The sequence below is a fragment of the Shewanella sedimentimangrovi genome (assembly GCF_017354965.1).
Lineage (GTDB): Bacteria > Pseudomonadota > Gammaproteobacteria > Enterobacterales > Shewanellaceae > Shewanella > Shewanella cyperi.
Genome location: NZ_CP071502.1, coordinates 2,551,910 through 2,572,360 on the forward strand (window position 1 = coordinate 2,551,910; position 20,451 = coordinate 2,572,360).

18 protein-coding genes are annotated in these 20,451 nt (G+C 55.8%); 10 read left to right on the top strand and 8 right to left on the bottom strand.

Translation table 11 applies throughout. The features are described from left to right. Positions 1–23 precede the first annotated feature (23 nt). Positions 24–2,180, top strand: a complete 2,157-nt coding sequence (gene pta, locus JYB85_RS11085) for a phosphate acetyltransferase (protein WP_207379351.1) — start codon at positions 24–26, stop codon at positions 2,178–2,180. Positions 2,181–2,266: 86 nt separating this feature from the next. On the opposite strand, the gene tnpA is transcribed toward pta, so the two are convergent. Further along, complete coding sequence (gene tnpA, locus JYB85_RS11090) at positions 2,267–2,713, bottom strand: IS200/IS605 family transposase (protein ID WP_207381945.1); 447 nt, start codon at positions 2,711–2,713, stop codon at positions 2,267–2,269. Between the two features lie 441 nt (positions 2,714–3,154). Here tnpA and JYB85_RS11095 point away from each other — a divergent pair, with 441 nt between their 5' ends. Together JYB85_RS11095 and JYB85_RS11100 are read left to right on the top strand one after the other, a co-directional pair. Next, positions 3,155–3,586, top strand: coding sequence for a hypothetical protein (locus JYB85_RS11095; RefSeq protein WP_207382047.1), 432 nt, complete (start codon positions 3,155–3,157; stop codon positions 3,584–3,586). Positions 3,587–4,159: 573 nt separating this feature from the next. Beyond that, positions 4,160–4,381 carry a hypothetical protein gene (locus tag JYB85_RS11100; protein WP_207320091.1) on the top strand — a complete coding sequence of 74 codons (222 nt, stop codon included), beginning with the start codon at positions 4,160–4,162 and terminating at the stop codon, positions 4,379–4,381. 89 nt (positions 4,382–4,470) lie between these two features. Here the strand turns inward: JYB85_RS11100 and JYB85_RS11105 are convergent, their stop codons facing one another. After that, complete coding sequence (locus tag JYB85_RS11105; protein WP_207379352.1) at positions 4,471–5,388, bottom strand: class I SAM-dependent methyltransferase; 918 nt, start codon at positions 5,386–5,388, stop codon at positions 4,471–4,473. Between the two features lie 4 nt (positions 5,389–5,392). Then, a complete protein-coding gene (locus JYB85_RS11110; RefSeq protein ID WP_207379353.1) occupies positions 5,393–6,469 on the bottom strand; it encodes an AI-2E family transporter in 1,077 nt (358 codons plus the stop codon). 77 nt (positions 6,470–6,546) lie between these two features. On the opposite strand from JYB85_RS11110, the gene folX reads away from it, so the two are divergent. Both folX and JYB85_RS11120 read left to right on the top strand, forming a co-directional pair. Next, entirely contained in the window at positions 6,547–6,915 is a 369-nt protein-coding gene (gene folX, locus JYB85_RS11115) for a dihydroneopterin triphosphate 2'-epimerase (RefSeq protein ID WP_207379354.1), read from the top strand. 71 nt (positions 6,916–6,986) lie between these two features. Further along, entirely contained in the window at positions 6,987–7,880 is an 894-nt protein-coding gene (locus JYB85_RS11120) for a TIGR01777 family oxidoreductase (RefSeq protein WP_207379355.1), read from the top strand. Between the two features lie 36 nt (positions 7,881–7,916). Here the strand turns inward: JYB85_RS11120 and JYB85_RS11125 are convergent, their stop codons facing one another. Together JYB85_RS11125 and JYB85_RS11130 are read right to left on the bottom strand one after the other, a co-directional pair. Continuing rightward, positions 7,917–10,367: an ABC transporter permease gene (locus tag JYB85_RS11125; RefSeq protein WP_207379356.1), complete on the bottom strand. Its 2,451-nt coding sequence runs from the start codon at positions 10,365–10,367 to the stop codon at positions 7,917–7,919. Then, positions 10,358–11,083, bottom strand: a complete 726-nt coding sequence (locus JYB85_RS11130; RefSeq protein WP_207379357.1) for an ABC transporter ATP-binding protein — start codon at positions 11,081–11,083, stop codon at positions 10,358–10,360. The genes JYB85_RS11125 and JYB85_RS11130 overlap by 10 nt, the downstream gene beginning before the upstream one ends. 61 nt (positions 11,084–11,144) lie before the next feature. Between JYB85_RS11130 and JYB85_RS11135 the strand changes: the two genes are divergently transcribed. The 3 genes from JYB85_RS11135 to JYB85_RS11145 all read left to right on the top strand — a co-directional run bounded on the left by JYB85_RS11135 (position 11,145) and on the right by JYB85_RS11145 (position 13,613). Then, positions 11,145–11,726: an arylesterase gene (locus JYB85_RS11135; protein ID WP_207382048.1), complete on the top strand. Its 582-nt coding sequence runs from the start codon at positions 11,145–11,147 to the stop codon at positions 11,724–11,726. 150 nt (positions 11,727–11,876) lie between these two features. Next, entirely contained in the window at positions 11,877–12,947 is a 1,071-nt protein-coding gene (locus JYB85_RS11140) for a DUF3083 family protein (protein WP_207379358.1), read from the top strand. A gap of 246 nt (positions 12,948–13,193) precedes the next feature. Next, a complete protein-coding gene (locus JYB85_RS11145; protein ID WP_207320099.1) occupies positions 13,194–13,613 on the top strand; it encodes an Hsp20/alpha crystallin family protein in 420 nt (139 codons plus the stop codon). A gap of 124 nt (positions 13,614–13,737) precedes the next feature. On the opposite strand, the gene sohB is transcribed toward JYB85_RS11145, so the two are convergent. Both sohB and JYB85_RS11155 read right to left on the bottom strand, forming a co-directional pair. Continuing rightward, positions 13,738–14,751, bottom strand: a complete 1,014-nt coding sequence (gene sohB / locus JYB85_RS11150) for a protease SohB (RefSeq protein WP_207379359.1) — start codon at positions 14,749–14,751, stop codon at positions 13,738–13,740. Positions 14,752–14,879: 128 nt separating this feature from the next. Continuing rightward, positions 14,880–17,384: a VolA/Pla-1 family phospholipase gene (locus tag JYB85_RS11155; protein ID WP_207379360.1), complete on the bottom strand. Its 2,505-nt coding sequence runs from the start codon at positions 17,382–17,384 to the stop codon at positions 14,880–14,882. A gap of 260 nt (positions 17,385–17,644) precedes the next feature. Here JYB85_RS11155 and JYB85_RS11160 point away from each other — a divergent pair, with 260 nt between their 5' ends. Further along, complete coding sequence (locus tag JYB85_RS11160; protein WP_207379361.1) at positions 17,645–18,382, top strand: YciK family oxidoreductase; 738 nt, start codon at positions 17,645–17,647, stop codon at positions 18,380–18,382. 43 nt (positions 18,383–18,425) lie between these two features. Next, on the top strand, positions 18,426–19,331 hold the full coding sequence (locus JYB85_RS11165; protein WP_207379362.1) for a M14 family metallopeptidase: 906 nt from the start codon (positions 18,426–18,428) through the stop codon (positions 19,329–19,331). 93 nt (positions 19,332–19,424) lie between these two features. Here the strand turns inward: JYB85_RS11165 and JYB85_RS11170 are convergent, their stop codons facing one another. Further along, complete coding sequence (locus tag JYB85_RS11170) at positions 19,425–20,348, bottom strand: exo-alpha-sialidase (RefSeq protein ID WP_207379363.1); 924 nt, start codon at positions 20,346–20,348, stop codon at positions 19,425–19,427. Between the last annotated feature and the right edge of the window lie 103 nt (positions 20,349–20,451).

A 20,451-nucleotide genomic window follows, 5' to 3' on the forward strand; every position in this document is an offset into this window, starting at 1 on the left:
ACAGTAAAAGACAGAGGTACTTTATGTCCCGCAACATCATGTTGGTTCCCATAGGCACGGGCGTTGGCCTGACCTCCCTCAGCCTGGGCATGGTGCGCGCCCTGGAACGCCACGGCGTCAAGGTGCAATTCTTCAAACCCATCAGCCAGCTGCGCCCCCACGATCACGGTCCCGAGCGTTCCACCACTATTCTGGCCAAATCACCGACCGTCAATCCGCTGGAACCCTTTGAGATGAGCCATGCCGAGGCACTGGTCCGTACCGATCAGACCGATGTGCTGATGGAGCAGATCATTGCCCGCGCTGCCGAGTGCGCCAGCAATACCGAAACCCTGATCATCGAAGGCCTGGTGCCAACCCGCAGCCACACCTTCGCCGATGACCTTAACTATGCCATCGCCAAGGCCCTGGATGCGGACGTGATCTTTGTCGCCACCCCGGGCAACGACAGCGCCAATGGACTGAAAAACCGTCTGGAAATCGCCTTCAAGTCCTGGGGCGGTAACAAGAACAAACGCCTTATCGGCGCCATTATCAACAAGATTGGCGCACCGGTGGACGACGAAGGTCGCGCCCGCCCTGATCTGTCGGAGGTGTTTGACCACCAGGAAAACCAGCGCAGCGACACCAAGGCCATGTTCCAACTGCCGGGCAAGAGCCCACTGCGTATCCTCGGCAGCGTGCCCTATAACCTCGACCTGGTATCACCACGGGCTTCGGATCTGGCCAAGCATTTGCGCGCCAGGATCCTCAACGCCGGTGAAATGAACAGCCGCCGCCTGCGCAAGGTGACCTTCTGCGCCCGCTCTATCCCCAACATGCTGCAACACTTCCGTGCCGACTCCCTGCTGGTGACCTCGGGGGACAGATCGGACGTGATTGTGTCCGCCTGTCTTGCGGCCATGAACGGGGTCAAGATTGGCGCCCTGCTGCTGACCGGCTCCTATACGCCCGAGCCCGAAGTGCTGAAACTTTGTGAACAGGCATTCGAAACCGGCCTGCCGGTGTTTTTGGTGGACACCAATACCTGGCAGACCTCGCTCAATATCCAGCGCTTCGACCACGAAGTGCCGGTGGACGATGCGGTGCGCATCGAACTGGTGCAGGAGTACGTGGCCGGTCACATAGATCAAAGCTGGATTGAGAGCGTCACCGAACACTCACCGCGGGAACACAGGCTGTCGCCGCCGGCATTCCGCTACAAGCTCACCGAGCTGGCCCGGGCCGCCAAGAAATCCGTGGTGCTGCCCGAAGGTGATGAGCCCCGCACCATCAAGGCCGCCGCCATCTGCGCCGAGCGCGGTATTGCTCGCTGCGTTCTGCTCGGCAAGCCGGAGGAAATCCAGCGCATTGCCGCCCAGCAGGAGGTGGTGCTGGGTGAAGATGTGGTGATAGTGGATCCCGATGAAGTGCGTGAGCGCTATGTGGAACCCATGCTGGATCTGAGGCGCCACAAGGGCCTGACCGAAGTGGTTGCCCGTGAACAACTGGAAGACAATATGGTGCTCGGTACCATGATGCTGGCCGAAGACGAAGTCGACGGCATAGTCTCGGGCGCCGTGCATACCACGGCCAATACCATCAGGCCGCCGCTGCAGCTGATTAAAACTGCCCCCGGTTCCAGCCTGGTGTCTTCCATCTTCTTTATGCTAATGCCGGATCAGGTGCTGGTCTACGGCGACTGCGCTATTAACCCGGATCCCGATGCCGAGCAGCTGGCGGACATCGCCATCCAATCGGCAGAATCGGCCAAGGCCTTTGGCATTGAGCCCAGGGTGGCGATGATAAGTTACTCCACAGGTGACTCGGGCACGGGTTCGGACGTGGACAAGGTGCGTGAAGCGACCCGTATCGCCAAACAGAAACGGCCCGACCTGGTCATCGACGGCCCGCTGCAATACGACGCGGCGGTCATGCCGAACGTGGCCCGCTCCAAGGCCCCCGACAGTCCGGTGGCCGGTAAGGCAACCGTGTTTGTGTTCCCGGATCTGAACACCGGCAACACCACCTACAAGGCGGTACAGCGCAGCGCCGATCTCATCAGTATCGGCCCCATGCTGCAGGGCATGCGCAAGCCGGTGAATGACCTGTCCCGGGGCGCTCTGGTGGACGATATAGTCTACACCATAGCCCTGACCGCCATTCAGGCCACCCAAAACCAGGGCACAGCAGAAGATTAAGCTCACGCGGGTTTGCGGACCGAAAGTAAAAATCCACCTGCATAGCAGGTGGCTTTGACACAGCCCCCTAAAAGGGGGCTTAAAAACTAACCTTCCAACCCTAACGCTATTTGCCGTTTCTCTTCTTCTTTGGCTGTCTTTTCCTGGTGCCGTACATATCTACGGATTATGTCTTCGTTTGCTCCTACTGAGTCCACAAAATAACCCCGTTGCCAGAAGTGATTCCCCCAGAGCTTGTGCTTTCTTAAATAAGGAAATTTGGCAAACATCCTGATCGCGGTTCTCCCTTTAACAAAACCCATTAAATCCGACACGCTTAGACTGGGTGGGGTTCTGACTACTAGATGGACATGATCTTCCTGAACATTTAGTTCCACGACTCTGCATTTCTTCATGTTGCAGTAAACATAGATACTTCGATAAAGCTCTCTGCCGAGATTACCTTTCAGGATTTTGTACCTGTACTTGGGTGTCCAAATGAGGTGATACTGACAACGATAGAATACGTGAGACGCGGATTCATATCTGCTCATGCTACTTACTCCTTGATTTGCTGGTAACAAACCGAGGGAGTATTTAGCATGGGCATTCTCCGGGCAAAGCCCCACCAGAACGATCACCACCTCCATAGGAGGTGGTTTTAGGGTGACAACGAAAAAAGCACTGCCTTGGCAGTGCTTTTTTATGCTTCCGGGATCTCATTTCAGAAACGCAGCAGCAGATGGTGCAGATAGCGTCACTTTTTGAACAGCAACAATAATCCACTTAATTCAGCAGCTTAACTAATTCACCCCGAGTCTTCAACACAGTTTTCCACAGATTCTGTGGATAACCATGCCGGGTTATCTTTTTATATATGACACGATATCCCCACCAGAGCAAGACTTAAGCAGGCAGTTATGGCAATGCTTGTCCCTGGGGCGAAAAATCGGGATACTGGATCCCATTCCAAAAGATCAGACCCCATGGCGCCAATGTTACGTATCATTCTGATTGCTTTACTCTTGTTAAGCGGATGCCGCCAACAGGACGACTCTGCTACCAATCTGACCCCCGAGCAGGTTTCACTGGGCTTTTTCCGTGCCATCTATGTGGACCGGGACGTGGAAAAAGCCACCCAGTTTGTGGATGCACCACTCAAGGAAGTGTTGCGGCACTATTACATCGCCGCCTCGGTTCAACGTCATATGTTGAATCTGTCGATGACGGATGTGGAGATGGAAATTGATGAAATTGACATCGACTTTTTTCGCAAATTCACCAAGGACGTTACTGTGATAGTCAAGCTCAAGGGCGTCAAGGCCGGAGAGCCCTGGATAGACGACAGAACCCTTAGACTGCACAAGCGCGGCAATCAATGGATCATTGTTGAAGTCATGAAAGAAAAACGGATTGTTAACGGCTAAACGCTGCCGGAGCGTTTTGCAGTGCCGCAAAACCTAGGTAAAAAAAAGCGCCCCGACCGGGGCGCTTTTTTATGGTCCAGCTGTCCTTGGACAGCACAATCCGTTAATCCAAAAACGCTTCTTCGTCATGTTCCACAGGCAGAGAAGCAATCACTTCATCCTGTACCTGGTAGTAGGCGCTTTCGTAATCATGCATATCCATAACTGGCTCCGGATTGGTTGAGGTCGGGTACACAGGTCGGTCTATTCTTTGCAGACATCGTATCCTGGAGAAATCCATTCGGTGAGAACGGGATTTCATGGTTGCGGAGTATATCAGCACGCCCCCTACAATTACAAAGAAGAATTACAGAAAACTTTCAGAAATGTTTTGCGCTGAAAGTTTAAATGCCGAAATCAGCCGATTTCAGCTCCATAAAACTGAAAGCCTTTCACGCTGACAACTCAAAATTCGCCTTTAACCGGCTCGTTAGCAGTCAAAAGTATTAGCGCTTGCTGGTTACAAGAAAATGTTATAGGGGGCCGGTTTGGCTGGTGCTATTTGTTAAAGCATCAACAGCAGGAGACTGTATTATGAATGCGCTGATTGAATATGAAGCCGGCAGGCTCGCCAACCTCATGCTCCATGGGGATACTTTAGGGATCCGCCTGTTTATGGAACACATGCACATCCCCCTGGATGTGCAGGACAGGTTGTTTGCCGAAATGGCCACCTTGGATGGCGATACCTCTCGGATAGCCAGCTGGCTGGAAACCCATGGCCAGTCCACCATGCCGGAGCGACTCGGCAACTGACCCTTTCTTCACTCACCTGAACTTGATGGCCCGGCGCACGCATTGGGCCAGCAAATCAAGAGTGGTGGCCGCCCGCCGCCAGCCTTGGCTTATTGTCCTGCGGGTAAGCGGTACCTTAACACCTTGAGGGATTTCTGCTCGTCCATGTCGGCATAGATGGCAGGATTGGCGAGGCGCTCAATAAACACCAGTTGAGGCGCGGCTTCCTGCACCTGGGGTGCCAGAAAATCACACCCCAATTCCGGCGCGTTGAGACACAGCAACAAGTCGCCGCCCGGCGTCAGCAACTCGGGCAAACGCCTGAGCAGGCGCACATAATCCTTGGTGGCAATAAAGCTGCCCTTCTGGTTGCTCGGCGGATCGGCAATGATGAGATCATAAGGCCCCAATTTGCTGAGCTTGCCCCAGGACTTGAAAATATCATGGCCAAGAAAACGCGCCCCAGCGGCGAAACCGTTGAGCAAATGGTTCTGTTTGCCTATGGCAAGCGCCCCTTTGGCCATGTCCATATTCACCACGCTATCGGCACCACCGGCGAGCGCCGCCACCGAAAAACCACAGGTATAGGCAAAGAGATTAAGCACATTTTTGCCCGCTGCCTGTTCCCTCACCCACTGACGACCGGCGCGCATATCGAGGAAGAGTCCATGGTTCTGGCCCCTGAGCAGGTGCACCTGAAATTTAAGCCCCTGCTCAGTGATAATATGGGGCTCGGGCACGGCGCCGCTGAGGATAAGGGTTTGGCTGTCGACACCGGCACGCAGCTGATAGACCAGATTAGGCTCTCCTGACCTGCCATGACGGAGCCAGAATTCGCTGATGGCCCGCTGATAAAGGGCAAGCTCGGTTTCACCCAGTTCGCTGAAGCTGGTCAGCAGCAATACCGGCTCATACCAGTCCAGACACAGGTGTTCGACACCGGGATACAGGCCACCGCGGCCATGGAACATACGGCCACTGTCTGCGGGGAACTCGACCTGCTGCAAAAATTCAACGAATAAATCCATGCTGTTACTGCTCTTTCGATGGGGCCTCAACCTTGGGCGCTACATGCTTGTCATCAACCTGATCTGCCAGCAAAATCGCCAGCCAGTTACCGCTGGAACTGGACTCCAGCGCAATCTTGACGATCATCGTCAGGGGCACGGATAACAACATGCCGACCGAGCCCAGCAGCCAGCCCCAGAAGATCAATGACAGGAACACCACCAGGGTCGACAGGCCCAGGCCACGCCCCATGAATCTGGGTTCAATGACATTGCCCATCACCATGTTGGTACCCAGGTACAGCAGCGCCGTACCGCCGGCCGCGCCGGGGCCCAGCTGAATAAAGGCGAGGAGGATAGCCGGAATGGCGGCAATAATCGAGCCTATATTGGGAATGTAGTTGAACAGGAACGCGATAACCCCCCACAGCAGGGCGTAATCCACGCCGATAAGCGACAGGCCTATACCCACCACGGCACCTGTGGCCAGGCTGACCAGGGTCTTTATCACCATGTATTCATTGACCGACTGCAGGAAACGGTCGATTTGCTTGAGGCGCATATCCGGATCGTCCAGCGCCAGGTGCAACTTCTTCGGCAACTGCTGGGCCTCGAACAGCATAAAAACTATGGTCAGGATAATCAGGAACAAATTGGCCATCACATTGCCCACGCCGGAGAGCATGTTGGTGGTCATGGACAGGGCCATGCCGGGGTCAAAATAGGCCAGCACCTGATCCTTGGAAATCTGCACATTCAAAGCCTGCAACTTCTCCAGCACCCAGGCAAACTGCTGCACCAGTTGCCCCCGGTAATGGGGCAATTGCTTGGAAAACTCGTTTACCGAGCTGCCCACCAGGGTCGCCAGCCACAAGCCCGCCAACACTATCACCAGCATCAGCATCATTACCGCCAGCCACTTGGGTACCCGAAAGCGCATCAGGTAAACGATGACGGGATTACAGATCACCGCAATAAACACCGACAACACAAAGGGCACCACTATGGGGCTCGCCGCCTTGATCCCGGCGAGGATCACTATTAAAAACGCCATGATGGCAAAGCCCTTGAAGGCCATTGAAGGTCGGTCGATTGGAAACATTCCAGAAATTCCTTTTTTTCCCGGGGCCTGAATTGCTACTCTTGTGCCCCACCATACATAGATTGCAGCTGACAAAGATGACATCAGATACAGCCACCATCAGGATCAAGAACCTGCGCCTGCGTACCCACATAGGCATCAAGGAAGACGAGATTAACAACAAACAGGATGTGATTATCAACGTCCGCATCGATTACCAGGCCAGCCGTGCCATGCAAAGCGACCAAATGGATGACGCGCTCAATTATCGCACCATTACCAAAAAAATCATCGCCTTGGTGGAGAATAACCGCTTTTCACTGTTGGAACACCTGACCCGTAAGGTGCTCGACATTGCCTGCGAGCATGATTGGGTTGAATCGGCCAGTGTCGAAGTGGACAAACCCCATGCCCTGCGTTTCGCTGACTCGGTATCCATGGAACTCAGGTACACCCGCGGCGAATAAATTCATCTGAGGCCAACAGCGTGTCCGCCAGGGTATATGCTTGATACAAGAGGGGCAAAGGAGACAAATCCATGAAGATCTTCATCACCGGTGCCACGGGTTTTATCGGGCGGCAATTGGTGGCCACCCTGGCCGAGCATGAGTTGCGGGTTTTAACCCGCGATGTGGGCCGGGCAAGGGACATTCTCGGTGAAGGCATCCAATACCTGACGGACCTTAACCGGTTGGAAAATTTCAATGACGTCGATGCGGTGATCAACCTCGCCGGTGAACCCATAGTGGGCCGACGTTGGAGTGACGCCCAAAAGCACCTGCTCAAGCACAGCCGTTGGGATATCACCAGCACACTCACAGGTCTCATTCAGCAGAGCGACAATCCCCCCGCGGTATTTATCAGCGGCTCTGCCGTCGGCTTCTACGGCAATCAGGGCAATCAGGTAGTCACCGAAGCCAGCCTGCCGGTGGACGACTTTGCCCATGAAATCTGTGCCACCTGGGAACAACTGGCCCTGGAAGCCGCCTCGCCCCAAACCCGGGTGTGCGTCGTCCGCACCGGCGTGGTATTGGCCCAGGGCGGCGGCGCCCTGGCCAAAATGCTGCCACCTTTCCGCTTGGGTTTGGGTGGTCCCATCGGCAGCGGCAATCAGGGGATCAGCTGGATCCACATGGATGACATGATCCGTCTGATCCACTTTTTACTGGGTAATCCCGGTTGTCGCGGCATTTACAATGCCTGCGCCCCAAATCCCGTCAGCAACCGTGACTTTGCCGGCGCCCTGGGAAAGGCACTGCACCGGCCCGCCCTGCTGCCGGTACCTGAGTTGGCATTGAAACTCTTGCTCGGGGAAGCCAGCACCATGGTCACCGAAGGGCAATATGTGCTGCCACAGCGGGCAGAGGAAGCCGGCTTTCGCTTCCTGTTCCCCCAAATTGATCAGGCTTTGGAAGCCATCTTCCCCGACTGATAACTGCTTTCCTGACAGTCGCAATCACCAAGGGGCTCAATCGGCCCTCAGCAGACTGGCTGCGGTGCGCTGCAGCAATTGCCGGCAACGCCAATAGCCCAGGCTCGCCACCAATATGGCTCCGCCGCCACAGGCCAGTGGCCACCACTGCGGATGCAAAAAGGCTTTGAGCTCGAATACCTGGGTCTTGAGCAGGTACAGGGAAAACTCAGACACCAACACGGCCAACAGCCCGGCAATGGCCCCCAGAAGGGCAAATTCCATGGCGGTCGCCAGGCGCAACAAGCGCCCGGGAGCGCCGAAGGTTCTGAGCACAGCCAACTCTCGTTGTCTGAGCACCATACCCGCCTCGGTTTGGGCGAACAGCACCAGGGCGCTGGCACAGAGCACCAAAGCCAGCACCAGTGACAGGGCCATGGACACCTGGGCCACTATGTCCCTGAGCTGGCCCACCATGGCGTCCACGTCTATCACCGAAATGGTTGGGAAGCCCTTGATAAGGGAAAGGATCAGCTCACGGCGCTCCGCCGGCAGATGAAAACTTGCCATGGAGGTGTAGGCAAAGCCCTGCAGTGCTTCTGGCGGGAAAATCATAAAGAAATTCGGCTGCAGGGTTTCCCAATGCACCTGACGCACACTGGTGACCCTGACGCTGACGGGTCTGTTGTCTATCACGAACTCCAGCTTGTCCCCGAGCCCTATTCCGAGCCGCTCCGCGACGCCGGATTCCACCGAGACAGTGTCGGCGTCCTGGGTAAACTCCCCGGACAACAGTTCATTGTTGGCCGGAATACGCTCCTGCCAGGTGAGATTGAGCTCACGTCCTATCCCTACCCTGCCGCCCTCGGCCTCTGCCTGCTCCCGGCTCACCAGGGGCTCACCGTTAATGGCCGCCAGACGTCCGCGCACCACGGGATAGATGGCAGTGGCCTCTATCCCCCGTTCAGCGAAGAAGGCTTTCAGCGGCACTTCATCCTCGGGCGCGATATTGACCAGGAAATAATTGGGCGCCCCTTCGGGCAACTGCTGGCGCCATTCCTGCAACAAGTCCTGGCGCAGCGCCAAAATGGTCAGCAGCAACACCAGCGCCGTGGAAAAACCCACCAGTTGCAAGGCATTTTGCCTGGCACGGCGTCTGAGGCCCGCCAGCGCCAATTGCATCGGATTGGTGGTCCGCATTCCCAGGCCATGGCCAAGACGGATCATGGTCAGTCCCAGCACCACCAAGAGCAAGGCCAGCAATAACACGCCGGCGACCACGGACAGGGTCAGGGCCCATGAGCGGGAATAAATCCAGCCGAGGGCCGTCATGGCGCTCAGACTCAGCAGCAGATGCAGCCACATTCCCGGCGTCAGGCCTTCCAACTGGCCATTGAGCACCCGCAGCGGTGGAATACGCAGCAACCTGAGCATGGGGTAAGCCGAAAACATCAGGGCGCTGATAAGGCCTGTGGTGCAACCAAGCAGCAATGGTCTGAGTAAAGGGGCGTCGTAGGCCGTGATGGCGGGGGGTAAAAAGGCGCTCACGGCCGCATCCAACGCCAGGCCCCCCAGCAACCCCAAACACACTCCGGTCAGGGTGACCAGCAACAGATGCAGGCCGAAGATGGTGCGAATTTGCACCGCACTGGCACCGAAGGTCTTGAGCATGGCCACCACATCGTAGTGACGCTGGCAATAACGCTGGGCGGCAATGCCGATGGCGGCACAGGCGAGCGCTATGCCGAGCAAACTCGCCAGCAGTAAAAAGCGCTCCGCCCTGACCACTGCCTGGGCCACAGGGGAGTCTCCCGAGGTGGGGTCTATCCAGCGCTGACTGCTGCTGAGCTCGGCTTTGACCTGGGTTTCAAAGTCTGCCAATGCCGCGGTATCTCCGGCAAACTGGTATCTGTAGGTCATGCGACTGCCGGGACCTATGACGCCGGTGGCGGCCACATCCTCCAGGCGCATCAGCACCACAGGCGCCGAGGCAAAGGGATTGAAACCGGCATCGGGCAGCTGCGCGATTTCCCCGGCCATCTTGAAGTTGCGCTCACCCAGCTCAATGCTTTGCGGATAACCGAGCAGGCCCCCCAATCGACTTTCGTACCAGAGACTGCCGGCTGCGGGTAATCCATCTGCCGGCCCGTCAATCATGGCAATATGCCCCTTGAGCGGATAGCCGTCGGCCACGGCCCGCACCGTCACCAGTTGGAACGCCTCGCCGGCATACACCATGGAGTTGAATTGCAGGCTGTTTACCCTGCGCAAGCCCAAGTTATCGGCAAGCGCCAGGGTGGCTTGCTCCAGGGGATGAGGGGATTCAATGATGCGATCGGCAGCAATAAAACGGCTCGCCTGACCATTGATGGCCAGCTGCAGGCGCTCGCTGACCCGGGCCAAGCCGGTCACGGCCAGGACCGCCAGGGCGATGGCCAGTACAATCAGCAGCAATTGCCCCTGACGCAGTTCCCGGCGCAGTAATCTCAGTGCCAGCGTCAATCCCATGTGCCGGTCTCCTGTGTCCTTGGGGTTGTAGCCGCTGTTGCGGCCTCGGACAGTTCACCGGCCTGCATCAGCAGTTGCCGCTGACAGCGCTGCGCCAGGGTCAGATCGTGGGTCACCAACACCAGGGTTGTATGGCTCTCACGGTTCATGGCAAACAGCATGTCGGCAATCTTATGGGCATTGGCGGCATCCAGATTGCCGGTGGGCTCGTCGGCAAACAGCACCTTGGGTTCGCTGATAAAGGCCCGGGCTATGGCCACCCGCTGCTGCTCACCGCCGGACAACTGCTTGGGCAAGTGATTCAGCCTGTGACCCAATCCCACCCGCTGCAACAGGCCCATGGCCCGCTCCCTGGCGTCGGCGCGCCCAGCCAGTTCCGCCGGCAACATGACGTTTTCCAGCGCCGTAAGGGTATCAACCAACATAAAGGTTTGAAAAATAAAGCTGACCTTTTCCTTACGCAGGCTGGCGCGCTGTTCTTCATCCAACACCGACAGGGCTTCCCCATCGAGCCAAATTTCACCTGAGCTTGGGGTATCCAGGGCCGCCAATAACCCCAGCAGGGTCGACTTGCCGGAGCCTGAGGGGCCCACTATTGCCAGGCTTTGCCCCGGCTTGACATCCAAATTGATGCCACTCAGGATAGAAAGCGCCCCCTCCTGGGTTGAGACCTGTTTACTGAGGTTTTCCACTTTGATTACGCTGAAATCTGACATCTTGTCCTTCTCTGTGCCCAGGTTACTGCGGGGCATACTCTTGTTGTTGACCTGTTGGGTGATGCCCCTGCGAGCCGATACCATATTAATCCTCGGTGACAGCCTGAGTGCAAGCTATGGCATGAATGAAGACATAGGCTGGGTCAACCTGCTGCGGGCCAAAATGCCCGAACACAAGATAGTCAATGCGGCCGTCAGCGGCGAAACCAGTGCCGGCGGATTGCGGCGATTGCCCGCCCTGCTTGACTCTGACAAGCCTGACCTGGTGTTTGTGGAACTGGGGGCCAACGATGGCCTGCGCGGTTTCCCCATTGCACAACTGAAAAATAATCTTACAAAAATCATCGCTCTGGCAAAGGCCAGTGGTGCCAAGGTATTGCTGTCAGATGTCATGGTGCCGCCCAATTATGGTCCCCGTTATGCCAAGGCATTCAATCAGGTATTCCAAACCCTGGCCAAAGAGCAGGATGTGCCCCTGGTGCCCTTCTTTATGACCAAGATAGCGCCGCATCCCGAGTTGATGCAGGCCGACGGTCTGCACCCAAACGAGGCCGCACAGGAACAAATCAGCGACTTTATGCGGCCCTGGCTGACACCGTCAACGGCCAGCGGCAGTGTGGTGCCCGCCACCCGGGGCCAATGATGGCCCCACACCGGTGATGATCGGTGGCGAAGTCGGTCACATTTTTGTCATTCAATTGCTAATTTATTAGAGCCAATGCAACATTAGTGCAGCATATCCACGTTAGGATAGCGCCAACCCCTGACAGGGTGAATAAACCAAGGAGTGTCTATGTCTGTTACCCATCAGCAAAAAGTCTATTTGCCACTGGATGCACGCACCAATCAGTACATCACGGCAGAAATCAAAGTCACGGACGCCCTGCTGAGCCAGTATCCCGATCTGATGAGCTGTTACCGGGATCTTTCCCGCCAGGTGTTTGAAGCCGCCGATCAGCATGGCCTGCGCAATGTGCATGTCATTGCCAACGACAAGCTGCCGCTGGTGCGTTTTCATACCGAGGCCTACAGCCTGGAAACCGAACATCAGGTGCTGTTTTTTTACAATCCCAAGTACCATGAAGCTCAGAACCTGTTTGCCCGTCCCGATTACCGGGCCCGCAAAATCCGCTTCCTGTTCCTGGCCGTTGGCGAAGACATACGCGCCAACTCCGCCAGTTTCCACGCCCAGGTGGTAAGGCTGATGGAAGAACTGCAGCCGAAGCTGGCGCTGGAGCAACCCATCAAGATCCGCGATCATCAACACCTGACCTATGACCTTTTTGCCCGTGCCAAAGGCAATAAAAAAACCTATGGCTATAAGCTGCGCGGTCTGCCCCAGCGTTACAAGGCCCGTCAGTGTCAGTTGCCCGACGATGTCAGCGCCCTGAGTTACGTGACCGTCACCCTGCCACTGGGGCGACGTCTGAAGCAAAAACTCTTGGGGGCTGAGATGACCCACGGCGATTACAGTGCCCTGTATCAGCAGTTGCAGGACAGGTTCCACAGTGCCGTCACCACGGGTGCCTTCAGTCGCAGTGCCATGGTGGCCAACGGCCTTATTCCCTTGGTGCGCAACAGCAAGTTTGAGCAGCTGGAAACCAATAAGGGCGTGCAGTACCTCGGCTTTGACCCCAACGCCAGTGAGCCGCAATTTGTGGCCCATTGGCAGGCAGACAATCTGGTGGAGTCGGCGCACTTTATGATAGTGGCCGGTAAGGAAGATCATAGCGACAGTGGCTTCGGACGCTTTATGAATCAGGTGGAAGACACACTGAAGCACTTTGCCCGCGCCATAGAACTGGACGGTGAGCGTGACGATCTGATTGTGCGCTTCCATCAGCACATCAGCTACAAACGATAAGTTCCGCGAAGACCACCTCAAGATAGCGCCGGCAATGCCGGCGCTATTTTTTACGCTCCCACCCCGGGCTCAGCCATGCTTAAAACGCGCCCAATTTTGTTTGCCTGCCCAAAATTCACCCCGGTTTTGACGCCGGTCAAAACCGCCTGACATATCCCCAATGGCGGTTGCATAGCGGCCTATACTATATGTCGTCGGCTTGGCGACGGGTCAAATTTGTGCAACCTCGAACAAAAGGAGCCCCATATGAGCCTGCCTTCCCAACATCAATGGCCGAGCATAGAACGGTTCTTTGATCAATTTTTTACCCCTGCAAGCCTGGAAGATAAGGGCAATATGCTCAGCCCCCGGGTCGATATTACCGACAAGGGGGACGCCCTGGAGATAATCGCCGATCTCCCCGGTGTGAAAAAAGAAGATGTCCGGGTGCAGGTTTACAACGGTGTATTGAGCATTGAAGCCCAAACCCAGAGTGAAAAAACCACGGAACAGGACAAGGTCATCCGCAAGGAGCGTTACAGCGGCCATTTCAGCCGTCAGTTTAATCTGGGACCCAATATAGGCGAACACGATATTGTCGCCCAATTCAGTGATGGGGTACTGAAGCTGACAGTGCCCAAACTGGCCCACAAGGCCCCTGAGGCAAGACAAATCAGCATCAAATAACCTTTACCCTCTCCCCGGTCGGTGTTCATCCATGAGCCCGGCCGGGATTTTTATGCCCCTTTTTTTGACAAAAAGGGCATAAAAAAGGCCCGCTATTGCGGGCCCTTTCAGATTTGACTCACACTCACAGACCCCGATCTTTTTCCACCAGGCGATTAATCAAGGCACTGACAGTGGTTGAAGCGCTGTGGGCTATCTTATCGGTCAACTTCTTGCGCATCTGGTATTGCACCTTGATAAGAGTGCGTTCGGTCGATTTTTTCAGGATGAGATCATCACTGGTGGCAATCTCGTCAACCAAGCCCAGCGCCAGCGCCTGCTGTCCATACCAATGTTCGCCGGTGGCCACCTTGGTCAAATCCAATTCGGGACGGTACTTGCCAACAAAGGCCTTGAACAACTCGTGGGTTTCTTCCAATTCCTGACGGAATTTCTGCCGCCCTTCCTCGGTGTTTTCACCGAACAGGGTCAAAGTACGTTTGAAGTCACCTGCAGTGTGCTGCTCGTAATCTATGTCATGCTTTTTCAGCAAACGATTGAAGTTGGGCAACTGGGCCACCACCCCAATGGAGCCGACAATGGCAAAAGGTGCCGCGTAGATGCGCTCGGCAACACAGGCCATCATGTAACCACCGCTGGCGGCTACCTTGTCAATACAGACGCTCAGGGGGATACCGGCCTGACGCAACCTGTCCAACTGGCTGGAAGCCAGTCCATAGCCGTGCACCATGCCTCCGCCGCTTTCCACCATCAGCAGCACTTCGTCCTCTTTCTCAGCCACGGTCAATATCGCGGTGATCTCCTCCCGCAGGGAGGCCACCTCATGGGCATCCAGGCTGCCGTGGAAATTGACCACAAAGGTGCGCGGTTTGGGCGGCACATCGCCCTTTTCCCGGGCCTTGGCTTCGGCCTTTTGCGCTTTTTCATAGGCCTTGAAGGCTGCCTTATCCAGCAATTCCTCCTTGAGATGATGCTTAAGCGCATCCAGTTCCTCAGACATGTGGGTCAGTCTGAGTTCACCGCGCTCGGGTCTGTGCCGGGTTGTGGTCAACATGATCAGCACCAGCACCGCGCCTAAGGCCGCCACCAGGGTTACCGCCTTGGCAAGAAACAATCCGTATTCGTATAGAAATTCCAAACTCTACTCCAATCTGTCTGCCGGCGGCCTCTGGCCCCGGGAAAAGTGGCGCCTATTCTAACAAGGTCGCAACGAAAACCAATAAAAAACCGGCCCTAAAGGCCGGTTTTTCAATTCAGACAAGCCTGTTAGCTACAAGGCGCCAGCAGGGTTGCATCATTCACCATTATGGTCGCTTGACCGGCAGCAGCGGTAGCAGCAAAGCCTGCCACTTGCCTTTGCATCTCTACCGTAGCTTCAGCAGCCCTGCCATCTGTGGCATCGGTTTCACTGGCACTGATGATGGAACTGTGATGTCCCTTGGCAAAACGCACCGCGCCCGAACCAGCTAAGGTGCTATCTCGGCATTCCAGTCCCAGGCTGGCGATCAGAGGTTCGGTGCCTGAGGTTGGGAAACCTTCCACAGTATTAGGGAGAGTTTGATCCGACAGGTTACCGTTACCATCACCCACGACCTCAATCAAATGCACCGGCAATTGCGTGGCCTTCAGTGTGGCAGCATGGTTAACAGGATCTATGCTGTCCACCGCAGTCTGGATAGCAAAGGCAAATGTCGGTATGAATTCGGCATATACCGCCTGCACCAGGGCCGCGTACTCAGGGCTGCCTGGTTCATAGCCAGCGGTATTGGCTTTAGCAACAGCGGCCAGGAAGGTTTCATTGGTCATGATATTGTCAAACAGCAAAGGACCAAAGGTGGCTGAGCCCACAAAGCTGCCCGCCAAGCCACCGCTTGGAGCCACCAGTGATACTGCATCCAGTGCATAGGGGTTGCCGAGCGATGTGCCAGTGGCCGGGTCAAACAAACCGGTAGAGGCATAAGTGGCAAAGTCGGTGCCAATAATGCCCCCCAGACTCAGGCCCTGGGCACTAATCTTGCTGACATCAAACACCTGTGGAGCATTGGCCTGAGCCAGAGCCTGGGCGTAACCCGTCAAAACCAAACGCAGCGCCAGTTGGTCCATAACCCCCTGACGGAAGTTACCCTGCACGCTCAGGGAGCTTGCAATGTTCACGAATACCAGCGGATTACCGTTGGCATATTCAGCAGCCTTGCCGATGGCGGCACCAAACCTTGGATCGGTTGCAGAGACTTCATAAACACCGTCTTTGTTGGCGTCGAAGGAACGTTCGCCGTGCAGCGGCATATCAATCGCTATACTTGCCACCCCTGCCGCGGCGTAGGTGCCGGCGTAGGTAAACACGGTTTCCTTGGCGCCGCCCAGACCATGCATGGCTATGTTGGTGGGCCAACCTGTGGCTGGCTTAACCTTACCTGTCTTGGCCTCGTTGGGCAGAGTGATATAAGCGGTCACAGTCTCATACCCTTTGATCTGGGGTATGGGGTTGAACTTGGTCAGGTGGCGGGTCTTGTCTGCCGGAGTGTCATCGTCCAGGTTAAAGTGCTTACCCGCCAGCAAAGAAGGGTTGGCCAGCGCTGCTGCAGGATCTTCAATCCCCTGGGCAACGGCCTGGATGCCATAGTTCTGCTGGCTCAAGGTTCCATTTTGCAATGCCAGCAACACGGATACCGGACTGTCACCATAGGCAGCCCACCGACCATTGATGGCAGCCTCACCGTCTTCGGTCAAACAGGCAGCAGAGGAGCAATCACCGTATATGGGCAGCTTGATTTTGGCTATATAGAGGTCGGCCATATCGGCCGCATAGAAAGCAGGTCCAGCTGCAGGCGTCAATCCTGCCGCCTGCGCTACCGTCATGCCGGTAAAGGTGGGCTGCATTACTAAAGACGGTTTATAGGGCGCATGCTCGGGAGCAGGGCTGGCCATCAGCAACTTGGTGGTTTCATAGACGGGATTAACCGATTGGGTAGTAAACAGACCTGACAAGGTGATGCCGGCACTGTCCACACCCTTGGACTCCAGGGCCTTTTCATAGCTGTTCACCAGGCCCTGCACCAACAATTGCTCCGGGGTTTCCAGCGGCAGTGTGTTTATGTCCATCTTAACCGTGGCGTAGGTCGTCGAGGCCTTCACCGGACGGGACTCGGAATCCATGATTTTATCTGTGGTGGCATAAATATAGGACTGGCCGGCCTTGAGCGGCTTCAGTGGCACTATCACTATCTTGCTGCCGGACGCCATGGAAATGAAATCGACGCCAAATTGCAGCTCGTCACCTATTTTACAGGCGGAGACTGAAGCGGCTGCTTTACACTCGGGATCGGAAGACAGGGCGCCGCCCGTGGTGGCCTCGAACAGTCTGACCGCGCCGGGTTGGGCGACGGAGGCGGCCATCAGACTCAGGCTTTCACCTTGATGGTCTTTGGCCAGGGCAACATCTATGCTGATGGGCATGGTGGTTGACCAACCATCCAATGAGCCCATGGCAACACGGGGATTGGTGTAATTACCGCTGTCCGGATGTACTCCCGGCTCTATGTTTTCGCCGGGTTCTGTGGCCGAAGAAGGAATATTTAAGGTGCCGTCTAGGGTGCCGCTGAACAGCAAATCGTTTGGCAGAGGCAAGAGGGCGTTACCAGGGTCATATACCAGATGGGACTCAGGGATCAAGGCTTCGGTCTTGTCCTTAAGCTCGTTGACACTGTCTTCACCACATCCTGTGAGCCCCAAAGCAGATGCGATAGCAACACCCAAAATGAGTCTTTTCATCTTTTTTCCCCAAATCTTGTTTTAATAATTTTGTTTTCCCCAAGAAATTGGTCACAATAGCAAAATTGCAGACCAATCCGGGCTTTTCCCAGCCCGTAACTCGTCTCAAGTTAACGTAAAAATAGTGAGTTAGCTACAAATTTGTCACAAAGAATTGAGCCTCTCCGGGCCAATAATCAGTCATTTGTTTCAAACAACCGTTTAAGCTCTATTGACCGCCAGTCACGGCGGGCTGTTGTGCCATGAGGAAGTAACTATCCATGTTGGAATATCAAGCTGCTAAAGATGCCCTGAAGGGCAAAACAATACTGGTCACCGGTGCCGGAGATGGCATTGGCAAGGTCGCCGCCATGACCTACGCCGCCCACGGTGCCACTGTTATCCTGTTGGGAAAAACCGTCAGGAAGCTTGAGGCAGTGTACGATGCCATAGAGGCCGCCGGTTATCCGACACCTGCAATCATTCCTTTGGATCTCAAGGGCGCCACAGAGCAGAACTACATCGACATGGCTGAGACCATTGAAGAACAATTCGGTCATCTTGATGGCGTGCTGCACAATGCCAGCCTTCTGGGTGTATTGGGTCCCTGGGAGCACATGTCCCAATCGTCACTGGACGAGGTCATGAAGGTTAACCTGACCGCCCCGGCCATCATGACCAAGGCGCTGCTCAAGGTGCTGCGCAAAGCCCCCAAGGCTTCCATCCTCTTTACCTCCAGCGGCGTTGGCCGCCAGGGTCGCGCCTACTGGGGCCCCTATGCCCTGTCCAAGTTTGCTACCGAGGGCATGATGCAGGTACTGGCCCATGAATGTGAAGGCACCAGCGTCAGGGTCAACAGTATCAACCCCGGCGCCACCCGCACCAAGATGCGCGCCAATGCCTATCCGGCTGAAGATCCTATGACACTGAAGACGGCAGAAGATCTGATGCCAACCTACCTCTACCTGATGAGCGATGACAGCGAACAGGAAAACGGCAAGGCCTTCAACGCCCAGTGATGGACCAATACCCCAGATGGACACAAATAACAGAGGACAGACTATGAGCTATCCCATAGGTACCCCGGGCACCCCATGGGGCGATGCCGAAAAGTTAGCCTGGTTCAACAGCCGCGACGTTAAGCGCAGCTATGCCGGGGAAGTACTGAGCCGCATTGATGCCCTCAAGGCGCAGTTTAACTGGCAACAATACGGTGCTCTCAGTCTGGATGCCGCAAAATTTCCACTGTGGGCCGCCAAAAATAACTGGCAGCCCGGCCTGCCCTGTGCCCTGGTGACAGGTGGGGTTCACGGTTATGAAACCAGTGGTGTTCAGGGCGCCCTGGACTTCCTCGAGCACAGGGCCAAGGACTATCAGGGCAAGGTCAACCTATTGGTAGCCCCCTGCGTCAGCCCCTGGGCCTACGAAATGATCCATCGTTGGAATCCCAAGGCCGTGGATCCCAACCGCTCTTTTGTAGAGAACAGCCCAGCGGAAGAATCCGCCGCGCTGATGGCGCTGGTAGCCGACCAGGGCGTCCAATTCGGTCTGCACATTGATCTGCACGAAACCACTGACAGTGACGAAACCGAGTTCCGTCCGGCGCTGGCCGCCCGTGACGGCAAGGACTATGAACCCGATGGCATTCCCGACGGTTTTTACCTGGTGGGAGACACGGAAAATCCACAGCCGGAATTCCAGCGCTTCGTGATTGCCGCGGTAGAAAAAGTCACCCATATAGCGCCACCGGATAGCGATGGCAAGATCATCGGCTCGGAAGTGGTGCAGCACGGGGTGATAAACTACCCGCTGCACAAGCTGGGTTTGTGTGCGAGCATCACAGGTGCCAAGCTGACCACCACCACGGAAGTGTACCCGGACAGCCCCAAGGCCACGGCCGAGGAGTGCAATGCCGCTCAGGTGTCAGCCATCTGCGCCGCCCTGGATTATCTGTTAACCCAGAACTGATACACCTGGAAAAAGTAACGGCAGCCTAAGGCTGCCGTTTTTATTGGGCGCTATTTATATAAGCTTTATATGAGCTATTGATTTAGCTGAACGCTATTCCAATTTCAGTCTGGCGAAATACACCGCCGTTTTGCCTTCATGGGTGGAGTAGTAGGTCACCAGCAAAGTATCCTGCTCCAATATCACACCAGCATAGCTGGTATCGCCGCCGGAAGGCAGACTCAGCAATTCGCACACATGACCCGTGGTCTCGCAGATCTCCACCAGCGCCGTGCGCACCTTGTCATCATATAGCCGCACGACCGCCATCAATTGCCCCCGCCAGCGAAAAGCAACCGGACCACCGATGCGACAATCCAGCTCCAGCCATTGCCACTCTTGGTAAGGCACAGTGGATTTGCCGAGCAGCCCGAGATTCCGCTCATCCCACACGGGATCCCGCCTGAGCAGGCACAGGGCCGCATTATCTTCAAACAGCATGGATGACTCGCTGACGTAACCCTGGTTCGACAGGCACTCGACCCAAACGGAGAAATCCTGGGCTCTCAGGGGCTCTCCCTCCTCAAGCGGTGCCCGGTACAATCGCACATCCCCATCCGGGCCGGGTCTGTAACCGACGCCATAATAACCATCCGCACCACGGCTTACCCGCCACAGCCAGTAGCCGTCATCTGCCAGCAATTCCGCCTCGCCCCATTGGATAGCATCGGCAGAAGACCAGAATAAAGAGCGACGTGGCTGTTCACTCCGAAATACCGCGCTGAAGATGTATAGCCTGTCTCCTGCCACCAGCAACTTGCCATCCCGCAGATCGCCCCCCTCAATGGCCAGTCGGGCGACACTGTGCCAACTCAGCCCTTCATCGACGGAGCACAGTAGCCGCAGCGCCCCGTCCTGGGACACATGGGTATCGCCTTCTCGCAGCACGCAATAGAGCTGACCACGAAAACGGACCAGATCGGTAAAGGCGTTGTGCTCCGCCTTATCCCAAATCTTTTGCACTGACAGAATCTTCATCGCGGCCCCACTGTGATAACAGTTTGTTTCTGAAACGGTATAAGGCTTTATATAACACAAAAGGCCGCATTCGCGGCCCTTTGACAGTGACGTTTAACTGAGG

Coding starts and splice junctions, on each gene's coding strand:
- JYB85_RS11120 (WP_207379355.1), top strand. CDS start 6,987: ATGAAGATCTTCATCACCGGTGCCACGGGTTTTATCGGGCGGCAATTG.
- JYB85_RS11125 (WP_207379356.1), bottom strand. CDS start 10,367: ATGGGATTGACGCTGGCACTGAGATTACTGCGCCGGGAACTGCGTCAG.
- folX (WP_207379354.1), top strand. CDS start 6,547: ATGACATCAGATACAGCCACCATCAGGATCAAGAACCTGCGCCTGCGT.
- JYB85_RS11170 (WP_207379363.1), bottom strand. CDS start 20,348: ATGAAGATTCTGTCAGTGCAAAAGATTTGGGATAAGGCGGAGCACAAC.
- JYB85_RS11130 (WP_207379357.1), bottom strand. CDS start 11,083: ATGTCAGATTTCAGCGTAATCAAAGTGGAAAACCTCAGTAAACAGGTC.
- pta (WP_207379351.1), top strand. CDS start 24: ATGTCCCGCAACATCATGTTGGTTCCCATAGGCACGGGCGTTGGCCTG.
- JYB85_RS11165 (WP_207379362.1), top strand. CDS start 18,426: ATGAGCTATCCCATAGGTACCCCGGGCACCCCATGGGGCGATGCCGAA.
- JYB85_RS11135 (WP_207382048.1), top strand. CDS start 11,145: ATGCCCCTGCGAGCCGATACCATATTAATCCTCGGTGACAGCCTGAGT.
- JYB85_RS11105 (WP_207379352.1), bottom strand. CDS start 5,388: ATGGATTTATTCGTTGAATTTTTGCAGCAGGTCGAGTTCCCCGCAGAC.
- JYB85_RS11110 (WP_207379353.1), bottom strand. CDS start 6,469: ATGTTTCCAATCGACCGACCTTCAATGGCCTTCAAGGGCTTTGCCATC.
- JYB85_RS11145 (WP_207320099.1), top strand. CDS start 13,194: ATGAGCCTGCCTTCCCAACATCAATGGCCGAGCATAGAACGGTTCTTT.
- JYB85_RS11095 (WP_207382047.1), top strand. CDS start 3,155: ATGTTACGTATCATTCTGATTGCTTTACTCTTGTTAAGCGGATGCCGC.
- JYB85_RS11155 (WP_207379360.1), bottom strand. CDS start 17,384: ATGAAAAGACTCATTTTGGGTGTTGCTATCGCATCTGCTTTGGGGCTC.
- JYB85_RS11140 (WP_207379358.1), top strand. CDS start 11,877: ATGTCTGTTACCCATCAGCAAAAAGTCTATTTGCCACTGGATGCACGC.
- JYB85_RS11100 (WP_207320091.1), top strand. CDS start 4,160: ATGAATGCGCTGATTGAATATGAAGCCGGCAGGCTCGCCAACCTCATG.
- JYB85_RS11160 (WP_207379361.1), top strand. CDS start 17,645: ATGTTGGAATATCAAGCTGCTAAAGATGCCCTGAAGGGCAAAACAATA.
- tnpA (WP_207381945.1), bottom strand. CDS start 2,713: ATGAGCAGATATGAATCCGCGTCTCACGTATTCTATCGTTGTCAGTAT.